This window comes from Solitalea canadensis DSM 3403 (genome assembly GCF_000242635.2).
Classification (GTDB): domain Bacteria; phylum Bacteroidota; class Bacteroidia; order Sphingobacteriales; family Sphingobacteriaceae; genus Solitalea; species Solitalea canadensis.
Genome location: NC_017770.1, coordinates 4,864,821 through 4,884,118, shown reverse-complemented (window position 1 = coordinate 4,884,118; position 19,298 = coordinate 4,864,821). Strand labels below are relative to the sequence as shown.

Genomic DNA, 19,298 nt, shown 5'->3' with positions numbered 1-19,298 from the left:
GCCAACAATTAGCAGATATCTTATCTGAATTGAAAAACGGAAATATCGAGAAAATGAAAAGGATGATTTTTATTGTATGCACCTTAATTGCATACAGCAGTTATGGACAAAGTTATAGTGTAAGCGACACGCTGAAATTTAACAGTGGGAAAATTAATGTTGGGAATATTTCTGACATAACCCGAGACAACGTTTACTTCTCTCCTAAAGGAGAAAATACAAGTTATGTTTACCATAAAGAGGAAATTGCACAGGTTATTTTCGGTAATGGTAGAATCGAGTATTATTCAAAGCCTCGTGAAACCTCATCCGCATCGACAAAAGAAATCATAAAAAACTCCGTAGCGATTTTACCTTTTATCTTTAATAGTGAGGGGTTTGCAAATGACAATATTCCTTTTGACGCTCAGGATGCCTTTCATCGAAAAATTTCAGAGAAGTCGGGTACTTACGTTTATCAAGATGTGTATGAAACCAACATTCTATTAAAACGAAGTGGCATAGACGTTTCTGTAAGGAACTATACCCCAAGCGAACTCTGCAAAATCTTAGGGGTGGAGTGGATTGTATTAGGAAGTGTTACAAGGGCCAAAGTAAGTAACACTATTAAAGAAGACTATTCGCGAAAAACTGATACCTCAAGCTTAGAAAAAGAAAAAACGGAAAAATACACACAAACTAACGAAGACAATTTCAACTCCACTGTGACGATAAAAGTTTATAATGCTAAAGGAGAGAAATCGTTTGACCAAAACTGGTTATCGTTCTATCCAACCTATAATGCCTATTTATCTGGGATTGATTACTTAGCAAAAAGAACACCTCTTTACAAGACTAAGTAAAAAGGCCTGCAAAGCCGCAAGGTTAAAAAGTTTAATTACTTTGCCCCCTTACGGCTTTGCTTGAAATTTTATATCTCTAACAACCGTTTTAAATTATCGGTATACCCACGGCTTGTGTTTACCTTTGTCCCGTGAATATCATTCATCATAGCGATTAATCCTCCATTAAATCCTTTCCTGATTTCTTTCATGTTCTCCGTATTAATAATACAGCCTCGATGAACACGGGTAAATGCTTCAGGCAACTTTAATTCCAATGAAGACAAAGTATAATCTGTCAGATAAGATTCTCCCTTAAGCGTTTTAAGAGAAACATACTTATCGTCAGCTTCAATATGACTGATTTCAGAAGTTTTAATCAATAGTATCCGGTCTCCAATTTTTACCGGGATTGATTTAAGCTCCTTTTTAGGCTGAAGTTTATCAATTAAGCCTAACAACATTGCGTTATTACCGCCATTGCTATTACTTAAAGATAGCTTCTGAAGCTTGGCAACGGTTAATTCAAGACGCTCCGGTTCAATGGGCTTTAGCAAATAATCAATAGAATTTTCTTCAAAAGCTTTAATTGCATATTGATCATAAGCTGTAGTGAAAATAACCAACGGAAAAAAAATGAGCTTCTTTAGCATATCGAAGCCTGTTAAAACAGGCATTTCGATATCAAGAAAAATAAGATCAGGTTGGATTTCCTCTATTAATTCCAGCCCTTCTTGTCCATTGGCAGCCTCGGCCTCTATGGAGAAAACAGATGAAAACGCCCCAAGTAACCGACGCAAGCGATTACGAGCTAAAGGTTCATCATCAATAATAATTGTTTTAAACTGTTGCATTAATTTTGGGGAGGCTTAGGCAGGTGACGTATTTTATCGTCACTGTCAAAATCAGCACTATCTTCATCATTAGGTTTTCCATCCTCTTCCTCTTCTTCATCCCAAAATTCCACAAACCCTTCGCCTTCATCGATCAGCTCTTCTTCACCATAATCAACTACCATTGGCGTAACATCAATTTCGAACCATTCATTGAAAAGTTCCCACGTAATATCTTGCGGCCAGGTTTCCTGTGCCATAGAAACCGCAAAAAGTTCATCAACAAAGAATGTCTCAAAATTTTCTTTCAAATATTCTTCTATCTCTTCATCATTATCAAAAACAGGGATCAGATAAGTGGTTTTTTCCGTTTTATTTATTTCTTCTACTGAAGGAAAGGCTTCTTCCGGAAATATTGAATTGTACCATTCGAGATAAGGCTGCAAAAAATGAATATGCAGCGAGAAGCGATTAATAAATTTCATGTGCTAATTGTTTAACAACTAAGTTCGGAATAATAATTTGTATTCCTTTATGGGGAGTCGACAATATATTAAGCACGTGATCATCTCCGTAGAGCAATTTTAACTTGTCAAATGTGCTTTGCATCCCATATCCTGGCTCTAAAACTTCGGGGAATGCAGGTCCGTTATCTGCAACCCAAATAGCTAACTTATTATCTGGCAAAGCCTTTACTTCTATGATTACTTCTCCTTTTTCGGCCACTTTTGAAATACCATGTTTAATGGAGTTCTCCACTAATGGTTGTAATAGAAACCTTGGTATTTTTACATCCTGCAATTCATCTTTAACAGAAATTTTCACGGAAAGTCGATCTCCAAGGCGAATGTTTTCAATATCAAGGTAGGTTTTAACAATATCAATTTCATTAGCGATAGTTCCAAAGTTTTCTTCACCCGAATTAATGGAGACTCTGAACAATTTGGAAAGCATCAGTACCATTTTCTCAGCTTTTTCAGGGTCAGTATAAACCAATGAGGCAATTGAATTAAGTGAGTTGTAAAGAAAATGTGGATTGATCTTGGCTTGCAACGTTTCTAATTCAGCTCGTATTTTTAATTCTTGCAGCTTTGTAAGCTGATATTCGTTTTCTTTTAATCTATACTCGTAATTTTCTTTTTGCAGTGTAATTATGTGATTGTAACCACCAATAAAAAATCCTAGGAACAGGTTAAATACCAAATTGTTGTATTGCTCTTTCATCGGTGTCCATTTTCCATCGAGCAAATACAACACAAAAAAACAGAATTCAGTAGCGACAAAAATACCGACTCCCATTAGGATAAAATTCAACACCACAAATCTAACATTCCTAACATCCTGACGTTTAAACAAGCAGTGAGACAAGTAGATAAGATTGGTAATGGATAAGGTGATAGTCATGGAAAAGAGGAAGCAGGCAAAAACGGATTTCCATGAAAGCGTAAAATCATGGAAGAAGTTGAGGGCACAAATTCCCACACCAACTAATAGTCCAACCCGCGCATACTTCAAATTGTAGTATAAAAGCGAATGTTTTTGATCTTCCTTTTTTTTATCTGGCTGACTCATAACGCTAAAATACAATTAAGAGTGATGTAAAGATATTTTTAACGACAGATGGACATTTTTAAAGGATAAAATGACGAATTTTGTAGGCAGATAACATGAGACAATAATTAAACGTTTATAACAATTGGCACTCCAATTGTCATAAAACCTTTGTAAATTAAATAGTAAAAATAAATTTCTTATGAAAACTAAAGCACTAGTATTAGCCGCATTAATAACACTCGTAAGCATAATGCCCGGCTGTAAAAACATGACCGGAACACAAAAAGGAGCAGCTATTGGAGCAGGTTCTGGCGCGGCAATCGGAGCTCTTATCGGAAAAGCAGCAGGAAATACTGCAATCGGCGCTTTAATTGGCGGTGCAGTTGGAGGAGTGAGTGGTGCTTACATCGGTAAGTACATGGACAAACAGAAGAAAGAAATCGAGGAAACAGTTCCTAACGCAAAAGTTGAAGAGATCAACAATGGCGAGGCTTTGAAGGTTACCCTTGAGTCAGGTGTATTATTTGATGTAAACAAATACGACTTAAAAGATGCTTCAAAGAAATCTGTTAAACAGTTATCAGAAATCATGGTTAAATACCCTGATACTTATGTTCAAATCAAAGGTCATACTGATAATACTGGTAAGCCGGAATATAACATGACACTTTCTCAAAAACGTGCAGAAGCTGTAATGGCTTATGCTACCACAATTGGTGTTGATCCTAAACGTATGATGGCTCAAGGTATGGGTATCACTGAGCCTGTGGCTGACAATAACACTACTGCTGGTCGCGCTCAAAACCGTCGTGTTGAGTTCTTTATCGTAGCGAATGATAAATTGAAACAAGAAGCTGCTAAATCTTCTGGTGGTAAGAAATAATTAAGTTTAAGCTTAGGCTATAACTAACAAGGCCTGGGTTGATAATCGACACAGGCCTTGTTGTTATAGGGTAATATATTTCACCGATGAGGTAAAAGTATAAATCTTTATATCAAATGACTATCAACAACTTCCATCTCTCTCAAAGGAGATCCAAAATCCTTAAGTCAATTCTGAAACTAATATCCGTTGCTAGCAAAACCTTACTGGTTGATCTTTCGAAAAGTATATAAATAGGTTTTATTCCCTTTTATAAGCTTTAATGTATCAGAATATGATTTTTTAACCACTAAATCACCTTTTTTAGCAAAAAGATCAAAAGAATTATTTTCATTAAGATCGCTAGTATATGGCGCGAATACATATCTTTCGTTTGTCTCCAAAATTGTAAAGGAAGACATATGATGAACTATTTCAATCTTTTCTATCTTGCCTTTTATAGCACTTGAATTAAATTTATCAAAATCATTGATCACCAAATTATCCATGTACTTCCTCCCCCAAAACATAATGCATGCTACAACTATTAGACCTATTATTCTACAGATAAAAAGAAATCTTTTCATATTCATTTAAAGTCATATAATACCAGTGTATTGCTAACTCCGCTTAATACATTAAAAAGAATCAACCCTAAGTGATATCCAAATTTCAACTCGCTTGTTTAACAGCTCCTAGTGAAATGAGCTCTATTAACAATAGCTGGTTATTAGAAGCAAACATATTATCCAGAAATGTTCTTTGTTTCGGTCAATCTTATTCTCACGCAACAACACCTGTTGCATTACTTTAAAAATATCGGCTGAAGGATTTTGATTTCTGTTCTTCGGTAAGTCTGACATTCATAGCGATAAAGATATCAATTTGGAGGAATGGATTTTTATCGAATGGAAAATAGGTAAATGATTATTTGAATTACGCTTTTATGGTTGGGAAGTCTCTGACTGACAAAAAGCACTAGACTAAGTTTAATGCTTTTTGTCGGTTAGAGATCGTTTATTTATTTATTGGTTGAAAGTAACACTCTTAGGCTAAGACGCTCGACAACAGAGAGTTAAAAATCGGATCTGAAAAAAACATTTCAAATCCAACTGATACATCATTTATGTAAGGTGTCTGTTTGTAATAAAACGCCTGAAGTAGTACAGTCCCATTTGAATGAATATTTTATTTTTTCCTTTCTTAAAATGAAGATAAAATTAGTGCTATCCTTTTGAAAGGAATCACCTGGTTGAGCTAGATCATCTAAATAAAAAAAACTCGTATATTGAAATTTTTGAATTTTACCTAAGCTATCAATTCCTTCAATAACTCCTTGATGATCTTCCTTGTATTTTTTTGTTATTTTGAAATTGTAAGACAATTTTTGGATTCTGATATTCTCCTTGTTGCAATCTTGGCCATAACATCCAGCTAAAATCAGTGCAATCAGAATGTATAAAATATTTTTTTTCATTATTTACTGTTTTAAATGACGATCATGAAAATCAAATCCCATTAGAAATGTTCTACTAATATTGGTTTCAAAGCTGTAGGAGGAAATTAGATTTCGCCCAAACGTATAAACGGTACAACTAGGAATATCAATAAATGGATTTTTATCTTTTGAACTTTGGGCAATGGAAAAGCTAATTGGTCCAGCACCAAAAGCACTAGCAACTGAATTACCAGCAAACGCATTATCTGGGTCTGGAATCCTAGATGAATTATAATTCACTCCAAAGACACTTGGAGTGACACCAAATCCTGGTGTATGAGCTCCAAATCCTAATCCAGTGTTAACAAAACCACGAAAACCATAATTATCTAAATATAAACCAGCGGTGTAATTATATGTGCCAAAATAAGTTGAAGCAGAAAAGGTAACCTGAATTCCTATACCATCGAAAAATTGAGTTGGCATATATGGATTATTCTTTGTTGCATTCCTCCAAAAATCTCTTTGAGTAGATACTTCAACTTCAGGTAAACTCATTGACAAATTCCCAAATTTATCTCCTGCAATTCCGTATCCATTTTTGTCGTGTCCCGAAAAGGATTGCCCAATATAAGAACCCTTTATACCTAATGTTGCTAAATCTCCTTGACTATTAACATCTTTATTAAAAGTCGCATTTCCATTTTCATCATTATACCAACCATCTAAACCTCCGTCAGGGTCAGTTCTTGAAACTGGATTATTTCCCATCCCCACATAAGGAGACCAGTATTGATTTTTAGGATCCACACTCAACCAACGGCCTATTTTGGCATCGTACATGCGTAGATCAAAGGCATTCCAATCAGTTTCCTTATCTTTTTCAGCATATTGCCCTTGGTAGTCATAACGATAATCATCAGTTCCGCCACTTTGAGATTTACTACCAAAGGCATAATAATCTTTGAAACTGTAAATATCAGCATTAATTCCATTTTTGCTACGTAACAAGAGCCCTCGCACATTTCCCATGTGATCTTTCAGTTCATATCTTCTAATACTACCTTGTACGAAGAATGTCCCCAAACGATCAGCTCCATAAATTGGCTGTTCCATCAGGTTTATCGCACCTGTACTCTGTTTCTCATAAATGGCCATTGTTGCACCAGCAACATCACTTACGTACCAGGTAATGAGTCCGGTTGTTTTATCTTCTTTTTTTATCCGCTGGCCATTCTCATCGTAAGTATAACTTACTTTAAGATTATCATCTTTGTCATATAATGCGATTACTTTTCCAGTTACATCATACTTTACTTTTATATCATTAGTGGTACTTTTATTTTGTCGGGTTAATTGACCTAATGCATCGTATTCATAACTGGAGTATCCTGGTACAGCTGTTAACCTGTTGCTATTGGCTCCATATGTATAGCTAAAGTTATCCACTACATTTCCTAATCCATCATTTCTTGTCAGAGAGCCGATATTTCCGTGAGCATCCCGATAGGTAAACGTTTCTTTATAAGCGTTTGACCCGATAAAAGTTCCTTTTGAATAATCGGGCGTACCTTGAACTGATTCATTTAATTGGTATTTTGCATCATATTTAAAGGCTGACATTTTTGCACTAGCTGTTCCACCAGTAGTTTGTTTATTACTCCAAGTCAGGCCCTGAATATTTCCATTATAATATGGCGTATACCCAGTTCCAGGACTCACACTAGCTATATTGCTACCTGATCGAATATAATCCCCGCTAAAATATTCCATACTCATTCCAAATACATCCTGTGCGAATGAATTGGTACTACCATCTTGTCCCGGGTCTTTGGATTTGTCGCCACTTGGATGATTGATAGTTTTTAACCACCCTTGGGGCGTATATGTATAGTCGATGCCCTGTAAATTATCGGCGAGTTCCACCCGCTTCAAAGGACCATGCAAATAATAGTAATACTTGGCTTCAAGGGTTTTACTTGCGCCATCTTTGCTGGTGTATACAACACTTAACCGCTTATCCAGATCATATTCATAATCATGGTAGAAGCGTTCTGCCGGAGTATTCTTTTGATAAACAACCTGCAGTACATTGCCATTAAAATCGTAAGTATAGTCGATGGTTTTTGTTCCCAAACCAGTAATATTCTGCACTTTCCAGGTCAATTGTCCCTGGTCATCATAGCTGTACCAAGTTTCACTGTTAGCACTTTGCGTATAGGCGATCCCGCCGTAGGTAAAATCCTGGACATATCCGGAAGCTACTGCATTTACATTTTTGGATGCTACATCATATTCCGTTCTTACCCAATCCATTTTTAAGGTTGAAAAATTAGCAAGACCGCCATCATTTGCAATACTTTCTAAAATGGTAGATGATGCCTTTGCGGAAGTAAAATTAGTTCCTGTAGTGCCATACACATATTCACCTGATTCAACCGCTCTGCCATATTGATCGTAATTAGTATAAGAAAAACTATTTTTGGCAACCTGCAAGGAGTTTTGCGAGAAACGAATGTTACCATCTTTACGGTAGGCGTATTCTGTCGTTCCTCCATCCCATACTTTTACTCTCATTAATTGTCCTCTGGCATCGTAATTATAAAAAGTACTAAAAGGAATATTCTCCTTTTTGGAAATATTGTTAAAATTAGTCTGCAATAACTGTTTTACACCTTCAGGAGCAATAGTGGCTACTAATTGCCCTAGTTGGTTATAGAAATTATAGCTGATGTCCTCAAAGGCATTAGTGTAAGTTAATGTTATATCACTCTTTAGACTATCCGGAATAATTTTGTAAAACCCAGCAGGAAGAGTTGTTCCACTTACCACGAGATCAGTGGTCAGATCATATATAGTATAAGCTCCTCCCGTAACAGTAATTGCGGAAGGTTTTAACAAGGAAAAATAATGAAACGCGTTACCTTTGTAATCGGCATCACAGTCTGAACAAGCTGTTTGTGAAACACTACCCGAAACCCCATTATAATTCACCTTAAAAGGTTTATCTGATTCAATTCTAACAATCATTGCACCTCCTACAATTGGAGGTGATGAATAACCTGAAGCAATTCCCGTATACACCAAGCCCCCTGAATGAAATACACGCACTGTCCCATCTCCAACTAATGTAATTTTCTCCAGGTATGAATAATTACTATTAACTGAACTCGCAGGATCAATTGTATAGGTATATTGATTGGAACTCAGAGTTACCGTATTGACAGGTGCATACCAGGCAGCTGTTGCAGTACTTAACCATCGGGCACTCATTAAGGCTTTTCCGTTTTTATCTGTAATAGAAATGCCTTTTTGCCCGTTTGGATCGATTCCCACAGTTTGATAAGTCTCATTCAATAAAGAAGACGGCAAGCTGCCCACACTATCAACCGCAAAGAACTTATTTCGTACAGCTATATAATTGTTTAATTCACTGGTAACGGGTAATGTCATTGCTTGCGATTCATGACCACTACCCATTTTTAATTGATCTCCAACTCCGGCAGCTCGTCGACCTTCACCTGAACCATCATTATAGAAATCAGAACGACTGTAAGGATAGCTAGTTTCGGGTACATATTTCTCAAAGGTATTATTTGTACTATAATACCAGCCAAGAGTTCCAATTGTAGTTTTACCTACAACATCCGGAGCATTAAGTTTACCGTTCGTATCAAAGTTCTGATAGTTATACACTGTTCCTGATGCATTCTGAACAAAATCACCCTTGTAAGCGAATGCACCATTATTAGTAGGAGCCGGCAGGGTAGATATTACAGGCTGCTGAAAAGCATCATAAAGTGTTTGCGAGGCTAAAACATGCCCCCGACTGATATCTCTCCATTGATTTTGCAAAGGCTTTCCACTATAATCAAAAAAGGACTTATTTTCACTAATAGCATTGCCGTTTTCATCAAAAATCTTGTTTACAATCCAATTCATTTCATTGTTTGTATTGGGATTTGAAGGTGCAGGATTGATCACAAAAGAACTGATTTTTGCCTCGAAATTTGCACCACCTTGAATATGAACACCAGGTAATAACGTTATTGACTGTCCACTTATATATTGAATATTTGAACCATTCCCGATTGTAAGAGAGGGTTGTCCACTTACAGGTAATACAATTGCATCCTGAGATTGTATTATCTGTGCATTAGCTAAATCAGCTATCAGGAGTGAACTAACTATTATTATAAAAAAACAAAAAGCCTTCATAACTACTTATAAATCATAATTGTTTGATCTGCATTTAGATTGACATTAGAAAAACCAGTTGGAGTTGACTGGGTGTTTCCTCCAACCTGAACCCTATATTCTCCATAAGGGGCATTACCTGATAAGGATCGCACATAAACGGAATAATTACCCGGAAGAATATTCAATTCCTGCTGTTGCATGCTACCACTAATAGGAAGTGAAAATGTATATGATTTATAAGCATTTTGAAGAACCATTTCATAGCCAGAAGATACTTGAGTATATAAGAATATAGTTGTATATCTGCAGTTTGCTGATTGTTCCGTTCTAACCCATCTTGTAGAGTTATATGTTGCACTCTTGGAATTGGTATCTTTTTGTTCTTCTTCTAAGAAACCTGTATATACACCATTTATAAGTTGACATCGAGTGATTCCTGTTCTTTTCCAATCTTCTATTGAACCATATTGTTGCCCATAGTTATAGTTTGATTCTGCAACTAGCTTCACTCCATAATTTAATGTCTCCCTACTCGTCTTAACTAATCTACCTGCATTATCATACTCATACTTGGAAAATAAATTATTATTATCCAAAATATAGTTTAATTCTCCGGTCCATGGATCATATACATAGGCCAAACTCGATGAGTTAAGGGGTTGGAAACGAAAGTCATCAAAATAAACCTCACCCGAAGTGGCGTTATTAACTGCACCGACTTCCAGAACAGCTCCAGTTGGTATTTGAGAACCAGGAATACGCAAATTAATGAGATACCAGTCTCCTGCTTTCTTTGAAGTAACATTAGAATATATAGGGGCTCCTCCGTTTATCTTGTAATACAAGGCTGAGGCTGCAGGAGCAGACGTTGTAAAGTTTTTCACCCAAACACTTGCTACATAATCTTTACCTACTATCAAATTAGGCGAGGAAATAGTGTAGATAAATCCCCTCTGCCCATTCATTGTTTTTAAGCTCTGCCTACCCGTATGAGCAATAGTATTTATGATTGTAGCATCTCCTTTTGAAACGTTCCCACTAAATTTGCCGTTGAGATCAGGAATTTCTTCTGCACCTGAAAAAGCAATTTCGTTATATTTTGCCGGCCCCCCTGAAACAATCACCTTTGAATTATTATGGCCAATTTTGGTAGTTGCTGAATTACCATTAATATCTATCCCCTCTAAGTCTTTTGAATATACATTATACAGGGTAATTTCTGAGCTTTTTACCCAATTACTACTATTATTAGCTCCGACAGAAAAATCAAACGCCAAAAAGTTCCCGATTGGAGTTAATCCATCTTTGGATGCTACACTATATAACCATTTGTAAGCACTTTGTTTGCGCCAAACGTTTCCAACAAGATTGTTTACACCATCTTGTTTTATAGAACTGCCAGCATTATCTCCTGTTAGCACTAAAACATTGTTACTCCAGGTTTGAACATTAGCTGAAACCAACCCTATCTTGTTATTATTTCCATCAACCTTAAAAGTATAATTAGTTGCTTCCTGAATCAACATGTTCTTATTTAGGATGTTCTTTACTTTTAATCCCATGTTAGAATTCGGATACTTTTTATAAGCAGGTGTTACCTCTGATAAAAATCTATTCCCGTAAGAATCTGTTGTAAGTGATTTTATAACAGTTCCACTATAAAAATCAAACGCTAAATTCTCACTAGTCGCTTTTGTGCCATTTTTATAGTCGATTATTGTTGTCCCAAGTGGGATTGAAGGATATTGCTCTCTTTGACTCATTATCATTAGTTCCTTTATAAATGAATTATTACCATTTACCAACCTCCTTGCATCTGCATATCGTTCTTGAATCAATCCTTGATAATTAAAAGCTCCTAATTTAGACTGATAGGATTCAACGTTACTTGCGAAACTTTTTGAAGACTCGTCATCATGTAAAAAATGATTAATTGTCTCATTCAACTTTTTGTCTTTATCATCATAATGAATTATTCTTTTTAAATTACCCACCCGTGTAGTATAATCGATCAATGAAATATTACGTGTATCAATTGAAGCACTTTGCGTAAACTGATATTCTTTAATACCTAACATATTTTCATTAAAAACTTCATATTGATAAGTTGACTTACCCAAAACCGGCCTCTTTTCTCCATCTTCTCCAATAACAAAATCTTTAACTGTCACATATTCATACATTACCCCGGGGGATGGAATTTCCCTGGCAATCGTCAATAATTTATGCATACTCTTATAAAGCACTTTCTTGTATGCATTTAATTCACTAATTGGCACATTAGGAAAATCATAAATAGGAAATGTTGTGGGTTCAAAAGATGTTACACCTGAACTTTGTGATGCATTTTTATTATATTCATATGAGGTAATATGTGTATTCTTCTGAATTGGATCACTTATACTAATGCTTTTGGTTCTAATTCCACCTCCATAAAATCTATTCCCATTTCCAATAAAAACGTTGCCTCCAATAGGACTCTTAGAATAAACGTTTCCGTAGCCATAGTCTCCTGATTCATACAAATTACCAAGTTCTGTTACTTCAATTGAGTTATCTGATACTGATTTAATGATCGCATTACTAATTGGATATGGTTCGTAAAAACCTGCTATATCTCCCCAAAGAGATGGAGTTACGTAACGCAAAAAAAGCAACTCTATTTTATTACCTGCCTTTAGTATGTTTCTTAAATCATATCCCCCATTATTAATTGTTAGTTTTAGACCAGAATTGCCCGGTCCAATATCAGAAATCGTAAAAGAGCTATTTTTAACAAGAACAGAATTATTGTAGTCATCAGATTCATAATCAATTTTGGTAATAGCACCTAAACTTGATCTTATTTGACGTAATGACCATACATCTGTATTTTGTGAAGAAATTGGAGTTGTTATTCTTGATATATTCTCATTATTCATTTGAATATAATCCGATTTATAAGCTCCCCACATATCATAAGCATCCTTATTATATGGAGGATTTTTTGTTTTTGTGGCAGAAATGTAACCTGAGATTGCACCAGGAAGCTTATCCAAGTACAAAACCTGATAAGTTGTTCCTGTATCTAATTTTAATATGGTACAGTAATAAAGGATGCCATTAACTGTGAATTTAATTATATCACCTATCTTTAAGTTATTGCCTGAAATCTGTATTGTTCCCTTTCTGTCTGATGCTTGAGGAACAGAAGAAACAGCGATCTGTCCCTTGTATTGATCTTCATCAGGATAATCATAGTTAAATATAATAGGGGGGGTTACGGCGGAGCCTCCTTTGCCTTTTAAATTTATAGACCTTAGAGTTAGTTTACCTGATTTAGGTGAGGTCAAACCAGTAGTCTGATTATAAATATCTCCATTAGGATCAAAACTATTTACGGTTTCCGGCAAGAGGGAGTAATCATGGTTAAAATCAATTACTCGTATAGACTTCTGCTCTACAGCATTTCCAAGTTTCGCAATATCAATTCCATCAATAACATTTTCATAGGTATGATTGTACAAAGCCCGATGTGATATATCAGAGGAATTAACAATTACAGATTGTTTGATTCCATCTAATCCGCAAATGTTATCTCCCCCTAAACTTTGATAATCTTCATTATTCAATAAAAAAATCTTACTTAGCCGTAAAGTTGCAATAGGAAGAACACTAAGTGTGAAATCAAAACCTCCAAATTCTGAATTTGTCACTCCTTTTCCATCTGTTCTTAATTGTTTGAGGAAAATGGCTGTATGCGATCTGGTTTTAATGGTATTAAGATAATATAGCTCTTTTTTCCCTGATGAAAAGCTTTTGAAATTTGGATCAATATCCCTGTGGCAACCCTCGCTTGGATTTCTCCAACAATAACCGTCAGCCCATTTACCATAATTAAAAGTTACCCAATAGCCCCAGTCTTCATCATCAGCCAATCCATTATTATTTCTGTCTACAAAATCAGGACCTGTTATAGCAGTTAAATACCATGTATATGCATAGGGCATATCTTTTGTTAATCTTGACCATTGTTCTCCTTTTGTTAGATTGGTATTTTTTATTGCTTCATCAAAACTATAAGCCGGCAATGCGTAGTGATAAGTAACCCCACTCGCATTTGTTATCATAAATCCTCCAATTTGTTGCTTGGCTGCAGATGTGTTAGTGGGCAAAACATTTTGTAGTCTTTTGAAACCTTGAGAATTAGTATTAATAAAACCTTTTGCCTTAGCACCAGCAGAGCTACCATCAACTATCTGTTCATTTGTGAACCATTCAATATGTTTTGAGCCAGCTAAATGATTAGTGGAATTATCATAACCTTCAATATCAGAAAGCTTTACAACACCATGATCTGCAAGAAATTTTTCATTATTGAATTTAAATGTGTTATCAAAATTTTCTGGAGTTTGTCTGTAAGAGTTTGAAAAATCATTAATAAAACGAAAATTAAGTCGATTATTTCCACCAAGCTTTGTTACATTAGTTTCATAAATTTTACTTTTATTCTGGGAAAACAAATAGCCCTGATATAAAAAAGGCCTAATGCTACCGCTAATTCCTTGTCCTGACACTGAATATTCATCAAACTCTGGAAAGGAGCCTCCTAATTGCAGGTCTGGATCTGGGCTAGAATTGACATCGTTATGATCAAAATCGACAAGTCTGTACATGTCGTATGCTTTCTCATTAAGATCAGTAACATTATTAAAAGATGTTTGAGGAAAGTACAAAACACCACTTGTTCGAACATTTACTGTTTCGTCTGACCAATAACGCATATAGTTATAACTAATACCTATACTTAGGCCAGGGAATGGCAGTGAAAAACCCCAGCTTGAAGATTCTGTTTGTATTCTTCCTGCATTTGCATTATAAACGCTTGAACTACCACTTCCAATAGATAATTTAGCTTTCCCTCCGGATGAGCTAATTGATGCATCTAAGACCGATACATTTGTAGTTTTTCCATTCTCATTGGTAGTTTGGTAGCTTACACCTCCGCCCGCATTAGAACTAACTGATTCAAAATTAGTGGAAAGACCAATATTAGCGCTTAGGCTTAAGCCTTCTTTAGACCCCTTCCCACTCTTAATGCTTAATCCAACACCTGCAAATGCATCTCCATAAGGACCTACGCCTACACTTGCACCTATCCCTAGTATTGAATTAGCCCCTCCTAAGCCTGTTCCTGCGCCAAACGAAAAACCTAATCCAAAACCCAAATATGTGTCTTGAGCAAAAGATAATCCAAATGATACAGAGGCTGGTCCTAAGCCAATTCCAACATCTACTCCAAGTGTTTTACGTGTTCCTCCATTCCAATAGTCTCTTTTTACATTTGGTACATCTGAAAAATCATCTGCATACCCATTCACAGTCCTATTAATAGCGCCAGGATTTAGGGTCCAACCCAAACCCACCCAACTCGCCTCCTCATTCGGCTGTATACCTCCATGATAAGACAATGAAAGAGGGTAGCCTCCTTCCGGACCTGGAACTTCTAACAATGGAATATTATAAGCTAAATCACCTGTTAATAAATTCACCATATCGGTGGTGTCTACCGGTTCAAAACTGGTAGCTTCTGGTGCTGTTGGCCCTGCTGTTAAAGCATAGGAAACATGAGGTGCCACTATTTCAAAAACAATGTTTATAAGGAAGAACATGGCTATCGCCTTCCTCAACTTGGTTAGTTTGATCATAATTTGGTACAATGCTAATTATGGTAGATGTTATCTTTTTAAATATTGCGCTGTTGCTAATTCAGGAACTGCGTTCAGGTCCTTTCGTTTAAATTCAAAATGAAGCAATCCTGTCCCTATTCCGAACTCATCCAAGTTAAAACTCACTTCTTTCGATTCTTTTAACTTTTCCTTGGAAAAGGCAAACATTAATGCGTTACCTCCGCTCATTCCGTATGTCCGGTCAAAGGTGTAATCCACCATCTCCAGGGTATCTCTTGAAGAAGTGGTCAGGCTTATATATTGTCCCATGCTGAAGGACAGCGTTTGAAGCAAGGCACTATAGTCACTAAAGTTTCCCTGGCTGTGCAGCACTTCCTTGTCATTTTTTGAGAGGTTCAGGATAAAGTAATAGTGATTGCTGTATTTGCGTTTTAAGGAATCAATTAATGCTTCACTGGCTGGTTGCCCATTTAATTCCTGGGCTATTAATAAACCAGCTGGCCGGAACATCACCTTTACATCCAGGCCTTTGACTTGTTGTTCTTTGATCAAGCCATTATCTGCATCACTTACATAAGCTTGTAATTGTTGTTCATCAAATGGATGTCGGGTGCAACTAAAAAACAGAAGTATCGAAAGGCCGATTAGGTAGCATCTCTTTCGCATTACTTGGTTGGTTTTGAGTATTCGTTATTTAGCTCTTCCACCACTTTTTCCGTGATATCCATACCTTCACTTGCATAGGCAATGTTTCCGGTTTGGTTGGCCACTAATATAATTTTGTAATTGTGTTTTTTACCGTAACGTTCTAAAAATGAATTAACTTGAGAGATTACTTTTTGAGTTAAACGTGTATTTTCTTCTCCCGCAGTTTGTTGCAAGGCCTGCTGATAATCGTTTAACTGTTTTTGTTTGGTACGGATCAGCTCCTGGGCCATTTGCTTTTCACTGGCACTCATTGAACCTGCAGCACGTTCGTACTTTTTGATCTGGTTTTGCACGTCCACCATCAAGGTGTCCACGTTGGCTTTCCACGTAGTTGCTTTCTTTTCGTATTCACCCCGCGCATCCGTCATAGCTTTATAGCCATTCAACAATTTGGCTGAATCTACGTAGGCAATTTTTTCGTTATGGAAAAAAAAGAAGTAAAAAAGAATTAGAAAAAGACATACTGAAATTCCATTGAAAATAGCTTGAAGGTTTTTTTTCATATAATAAAGGTCTATTAAGTAGATTCCGTGCAAAGCTATAACATGATAATAATACCTACTATCCCTAAAAATCATATAAGTATTTAAATAGTTTACTTATTTCTTGAGGCAGGGTTAAACCATTACCTCACCAATAAGCATATTGAACAATTTTATATTAAATCAATATTCCAAAAAAACATACGACCACCTAATTTGCGTATCATCGAGCATCCATCTTTCTGTATCAATCATGTTGAAAATTCGACAGAAACGAACCTCTTAGTATATTGCGGCCAAATCCTTGCGATACATGAAGAAAATATACTTATCCGCTTCGTTCTTTTTAATTCCTTTTATTTCATCAGCCCAGAAACTGGATTCTCTAAGCGTTGAGAAAATTATGCGCGATCCTAAATGGATTGGGGTTTCACCTTCTAATATCAGCTGGAGTGATGACAGTAAAACGGTTTATTTTAACTGGAACCCGGATAAAAACAAAGCCGATTCATTGTATGCAGTTACAGTAGGCGGCACTCAAACAGAAAAGGTTAATTCAACGGCTCGCCGGGCATTGGTAAAACTTAGTACTATCAATAAAAGCCGAACACTAAAGGTATTTGAGAAATATGGAGATCTGTTTCTTACTGATCTGAAAACAGGCATTACTCGCCAGTTGACCAATACAACTGATATTGAGGCATTCCCTTCATTTTCAGAAGATGAACAAAAGGTTGTTTTCAGAAAAGGGAACGACTTGTTTAGCATTTCCATTAATAATGGAGAACTAATTCAGCTTACAAGTTTTTTAAGAGGATCAAAAATTCGTGATTCTAAATTGAATGATCAGGATCAATGGTTAAAAGATGATAAGCTATCGGCGTTTATGGTTTTACAGCAACGTAAGGAAATGCGTGATGCAACAACCAAAGCTCGCAAGGCTGATCAGCCGAAACGTCTAAAGGAAATCTACCTGGAAGGAAGAACTGTCGATAATTTAGTCATTAGTCCCGATGAACAGTACATTACGTTCAATTTGGTCAATGATGAAGATGGAAAAAATACAATTGTCCCAAATTACGTAACAGAATCAGGGTACACGGAAGATATTCATACACGTTCTAAAGTTGGAGGTACGCAGTCTACCTCAGAGTTTTTCATTTTTGATAAAAAATGTGATTCTGTATACTCCGTTTCTTCATTACAACTTCCTGGTATTTATGATTTGCCAGATTATTTAAAAGATTATCCGGCAGAAAAAAAAGCTCGTGAAAAAAGTAAGGAAGCACGAGAAGTTACTTTCTACGGACCTTATTGGAGCGAGGATGGTAAAAATGCCTTCGTGACAGCCTATTCTATCGACAATAAAGACCGTTGGATCTTGAGTTTGGAGGCTAAAGAAGGGAAATTAAAACTGATAGATCGTCAGCGGGATAATGCATGGATTGGAGGCCCGGGAATTGACAGTTGGGATGCTAAGAACAATATTGGATGGATTGACAATGAAACGGTGTTCTTTCAAAGTGAAGCAACAGGATTTTCCCATCTATACACGTTCAATATTGTTTCAGGTAAGAAGCAACAATTGACACAGGGAAACTGGGAAGTACAAACAGTTAAGCTATCGACTAATAAAAAGACCTTCTACTTTACTGCCAACATGGAACATCCGGGAGTAAAAGATTTTTACCGATTACCAGTGTCAGGAGGAGCACCTGAAAAGCTTACAACAATGAAGGGGGCTAACGAGGTAACACTTTCTCCGGATGAAAAATGGTTGGCTATCAGATTTTCTTTTATCAATAAACCTTGGGAATTATATTTGCAGGAAAATAAATCCGGTGCTACGCCTCAGCAAATCACCAATTCTGTTTCCGAGGAGTTTAAATCGTATCAATGGCGCACTCCGGAGGTTATCAGCTTTAAAAACAGATCAGGCAATGAAGTTTTTGCTCGTTTGTACAAACCTTTAAATGCTAACCCCAACAAGCCTGCCGTAATTTTTGTTCACGGTGCTGGTTATTTACAAAATGCTCATTACTGGTGGAGCCAGTATTTTCGCGAATATATGTTCCATAACCTATTAGCTGATAAAGGTTATACAGTTTTAGACATAGATTACCAGGGAAGTTCTGGTTATGGTCGTAATTGTCGTACTAACATTTATCGTCATATGGGCGGGGCTGATCTTAATGATCAGGTAGATGGGGCCAAGCTTTTGGTAGAGAAATATGGTGTAAATCCTAAAGCTATTGGGATATACGGTGGTTCATATGGTGGTTTTATGACACTGATGGCCCTGTTTACGCAGCCTGAGGTTTTCAAAGCAGGAGCAGCTTTACGTTCAGTTACTGACTGGGCTAATTATAACCACGGTTATACGGCAAACATCCTGAATGAACCGGCATATGATAGCATTGCTTATAAGCGGAGTTCTCCGATTTACTTTGCAAACGGATTAAAAGGTCATTTGTTGATGTGCCATGGAATGGTGGATGTAAACGTACACTTCCAGGATATTATTCAGCTTTCGCAGCGATTGATCGAACTGAAAAAGGACAACTGGGAATTAGCCGTATATCCAATGGAAGATCACGCTTTTGTTGAACCCAGCAGCTGGACAGATGAATATAAACGAATTTTTAAATTATTTGAACAGCAACTAAAACATTAATAATTGTTGTACGTTCATTAGTCATTACTACTATAAAACTAAGAATCTATTTTAATC

Annotated in this window: 12 protein-coding genes; 3 read left to right on the top strand and 9 right to left on the bottom strand. The window is 36.4% G+C overall.

All coding sequences use genetic code 11. From position 1 onward, the window contains the following. Positions 1-53: 53 nt before the first annotated feature. Positions 54-842 carry a hypothetical protein gene (locus tag SOLCA_RS20585; protein WP_014682413.1) on the top strand — a complete coding sequence of 263 codons (789 nt, stop codon included), beginning with the start codon at positions 54-56 and terminating at the stop codon, positions 840-842. Between the two features lie 68 nt (positions 843-910). Here the strand turns inward: SOLCA_RS20585 and SOLCA_RS20580 are convergent, their stop codons facing one another. Genes SOLCA_RS20580 through SOLCA_RS20570 form a run of 3 tightly spaced genes read right to left on the bottom strand, consistent with a single transcriptional unit; the run spans position 911 to position 3,226 of the window. Continuing rightward, positions 911-1,675 (bottom strand): LytR/AlgR family response regulator transcription factor, encoded by a 765-nt coding sequence (locus SOLCA_RS20580; RefSeq protein WP_014682412.1) that lies wholly within the window; start codon positions 1,673-1,675, stop codon positions 911-913. Next, positions 1,675-2,139 carry a hypothetical protein gene (locus SOLCA_RS22590; RefSeq protein WP_014682411.1) on the bottom strand — a complete coding sequence of 155 codons (465 nt, stop codon included), beginning with the start codon at positions 2,137-2,139 and terminating at the stop codon, positions 1,675-1,677. Before SOLCA_RS22590 ends, SOLCA_RS20580 begins: the two co-directional genes overlap by 1 nt. Beyond that, positions 2,126-3,226: a sensor histidine kinase gene (locus SOLCA_RS20570; RefSeq protein ID WP_014682410.1), complete on the bottom strand. Its 1,101-nt coding sequence runs from the start codon at positions 3,224-3,226 to the stop codon at positions 2,126-2,128. Before SOLCA_RS20570 ends, SOLCA_RS22590 begins: the two co-directional genes overlap by 14 nt. A gap of 181 nt (positions 3,227-3,407) precedes the next feature. On the opposite strand from SOLCA_RS20570, the gene SOLCA_RS20565 reads away from it, so the two are divergent. Further along, the gene (locus tag SOLCA_RS20565; protein ID WP_014682409.1) at positions 3,408-4,091 is read left to right on the top strand and encodes an OmpA family protein; all 684 of its coding nucleotides are present in this window, start codon (positions 3,408-3,410) and stop codon (positions 4,089-4,091) included. A gap of 203 nt (positions 4,092-4,294) precedes the next feature. Here the strand turns inward: SOLCA_RS20565 and SOLCA_RS20560 are convergent, their stop codons facing one another. The 6 genes from SOLCA_RS20560 to SOLCA_RS20535 form a co-directional block, all read right to left on the bottom strand. Beyond that, complete coding sequence (locus tag SOLCA_RS20560) at positions 4,295-4,657, bottom strand: hypothetical protein (RefSeq protein ID WP_157604616.1); 363 nt, start codon at positions 4,655-4,657, stop codon at positions 4,295-4,297. Between the two features lie 533 nt (positions 4,658-5,190). Next, positions 5,191-5,547: a lipoprotein gene (locus SOLCA_RS20555; protein WP_014682407.1), complete on the bottom strand. Its 357-nt coding sequence runs from the start codon at positions 5,545-5,547 to the stop codon at positions 5,191-5,193. Positions 5,548-5,550: 3 nt separating this feature from the next. Beyond that, positions 5,551-9,726: an RHS repeat domain-containing protein gene (locus SOLCA_RS20550; protein ID WP_014682406.1), complete on the bottom strand. Its 4,176-nt coding sequence runs from the start codon at positions 9,724-9,726 to the stop codon at positions 5,551-5,553. A 2-nt stretch (positions 9,727-9,728) separates the two neighbouring features. Continuing rightward, complete coding sequence (locus SOLCA_RS20545; protein ID WP_014682405.1) at positions 9,729-15,395, bottom strand: hypothetical protein; 5,667 nt, start codon at positions 15,393-15,395, stop codon at positions 9,729-9,731. A 30-nt stretch (positions 15,396-15,425) separates the two neighbouring features. Beyond that, on the bottom strand, positions 15,426-16,043 hold the full coding sequence (locus SOLCA_RS20540; protein ID WP_014682404.1) for a hypothetical protein: 618 nt from the start codon (positions 16,041-16,043) through the stop codon (positions 15,426-15,428). Then, a complete protein-coding gene (locus SOLCA_RS20535) occupies positions 16,043-16,588 on the bottom strand; it encodes an OmpH family outer membrane protein (RefSeq protein WP_042480295.1) in 546 nt (181 codons plus the stop codon). Before SOLCA_RS20535 ends, SOLCA_RS20540 begins: the two co-directional genes overlap by 1 nt. A 292-nt stretch (positions 16,589-16,880) precedes the next feature. On the opposite strand from SOLCA_RS20535, the gene SOLCA_RS20530 reads away from it, so the two are divergent. Further along, on the top strand, positions 16,881-19,241 hold the full coding sequence (locus SOLCA_RS20530) for a prolyl oligopeptidase family serine peptidase (RefSeq protein WP_014682402.1): 2,361 nt from the start codon (positions 16,881-16,883) through the stop codon (positions 19,239-19,241). The last annotated feature ends 57 nt before the right edge of the window (positions 19,242-19,298 follow it).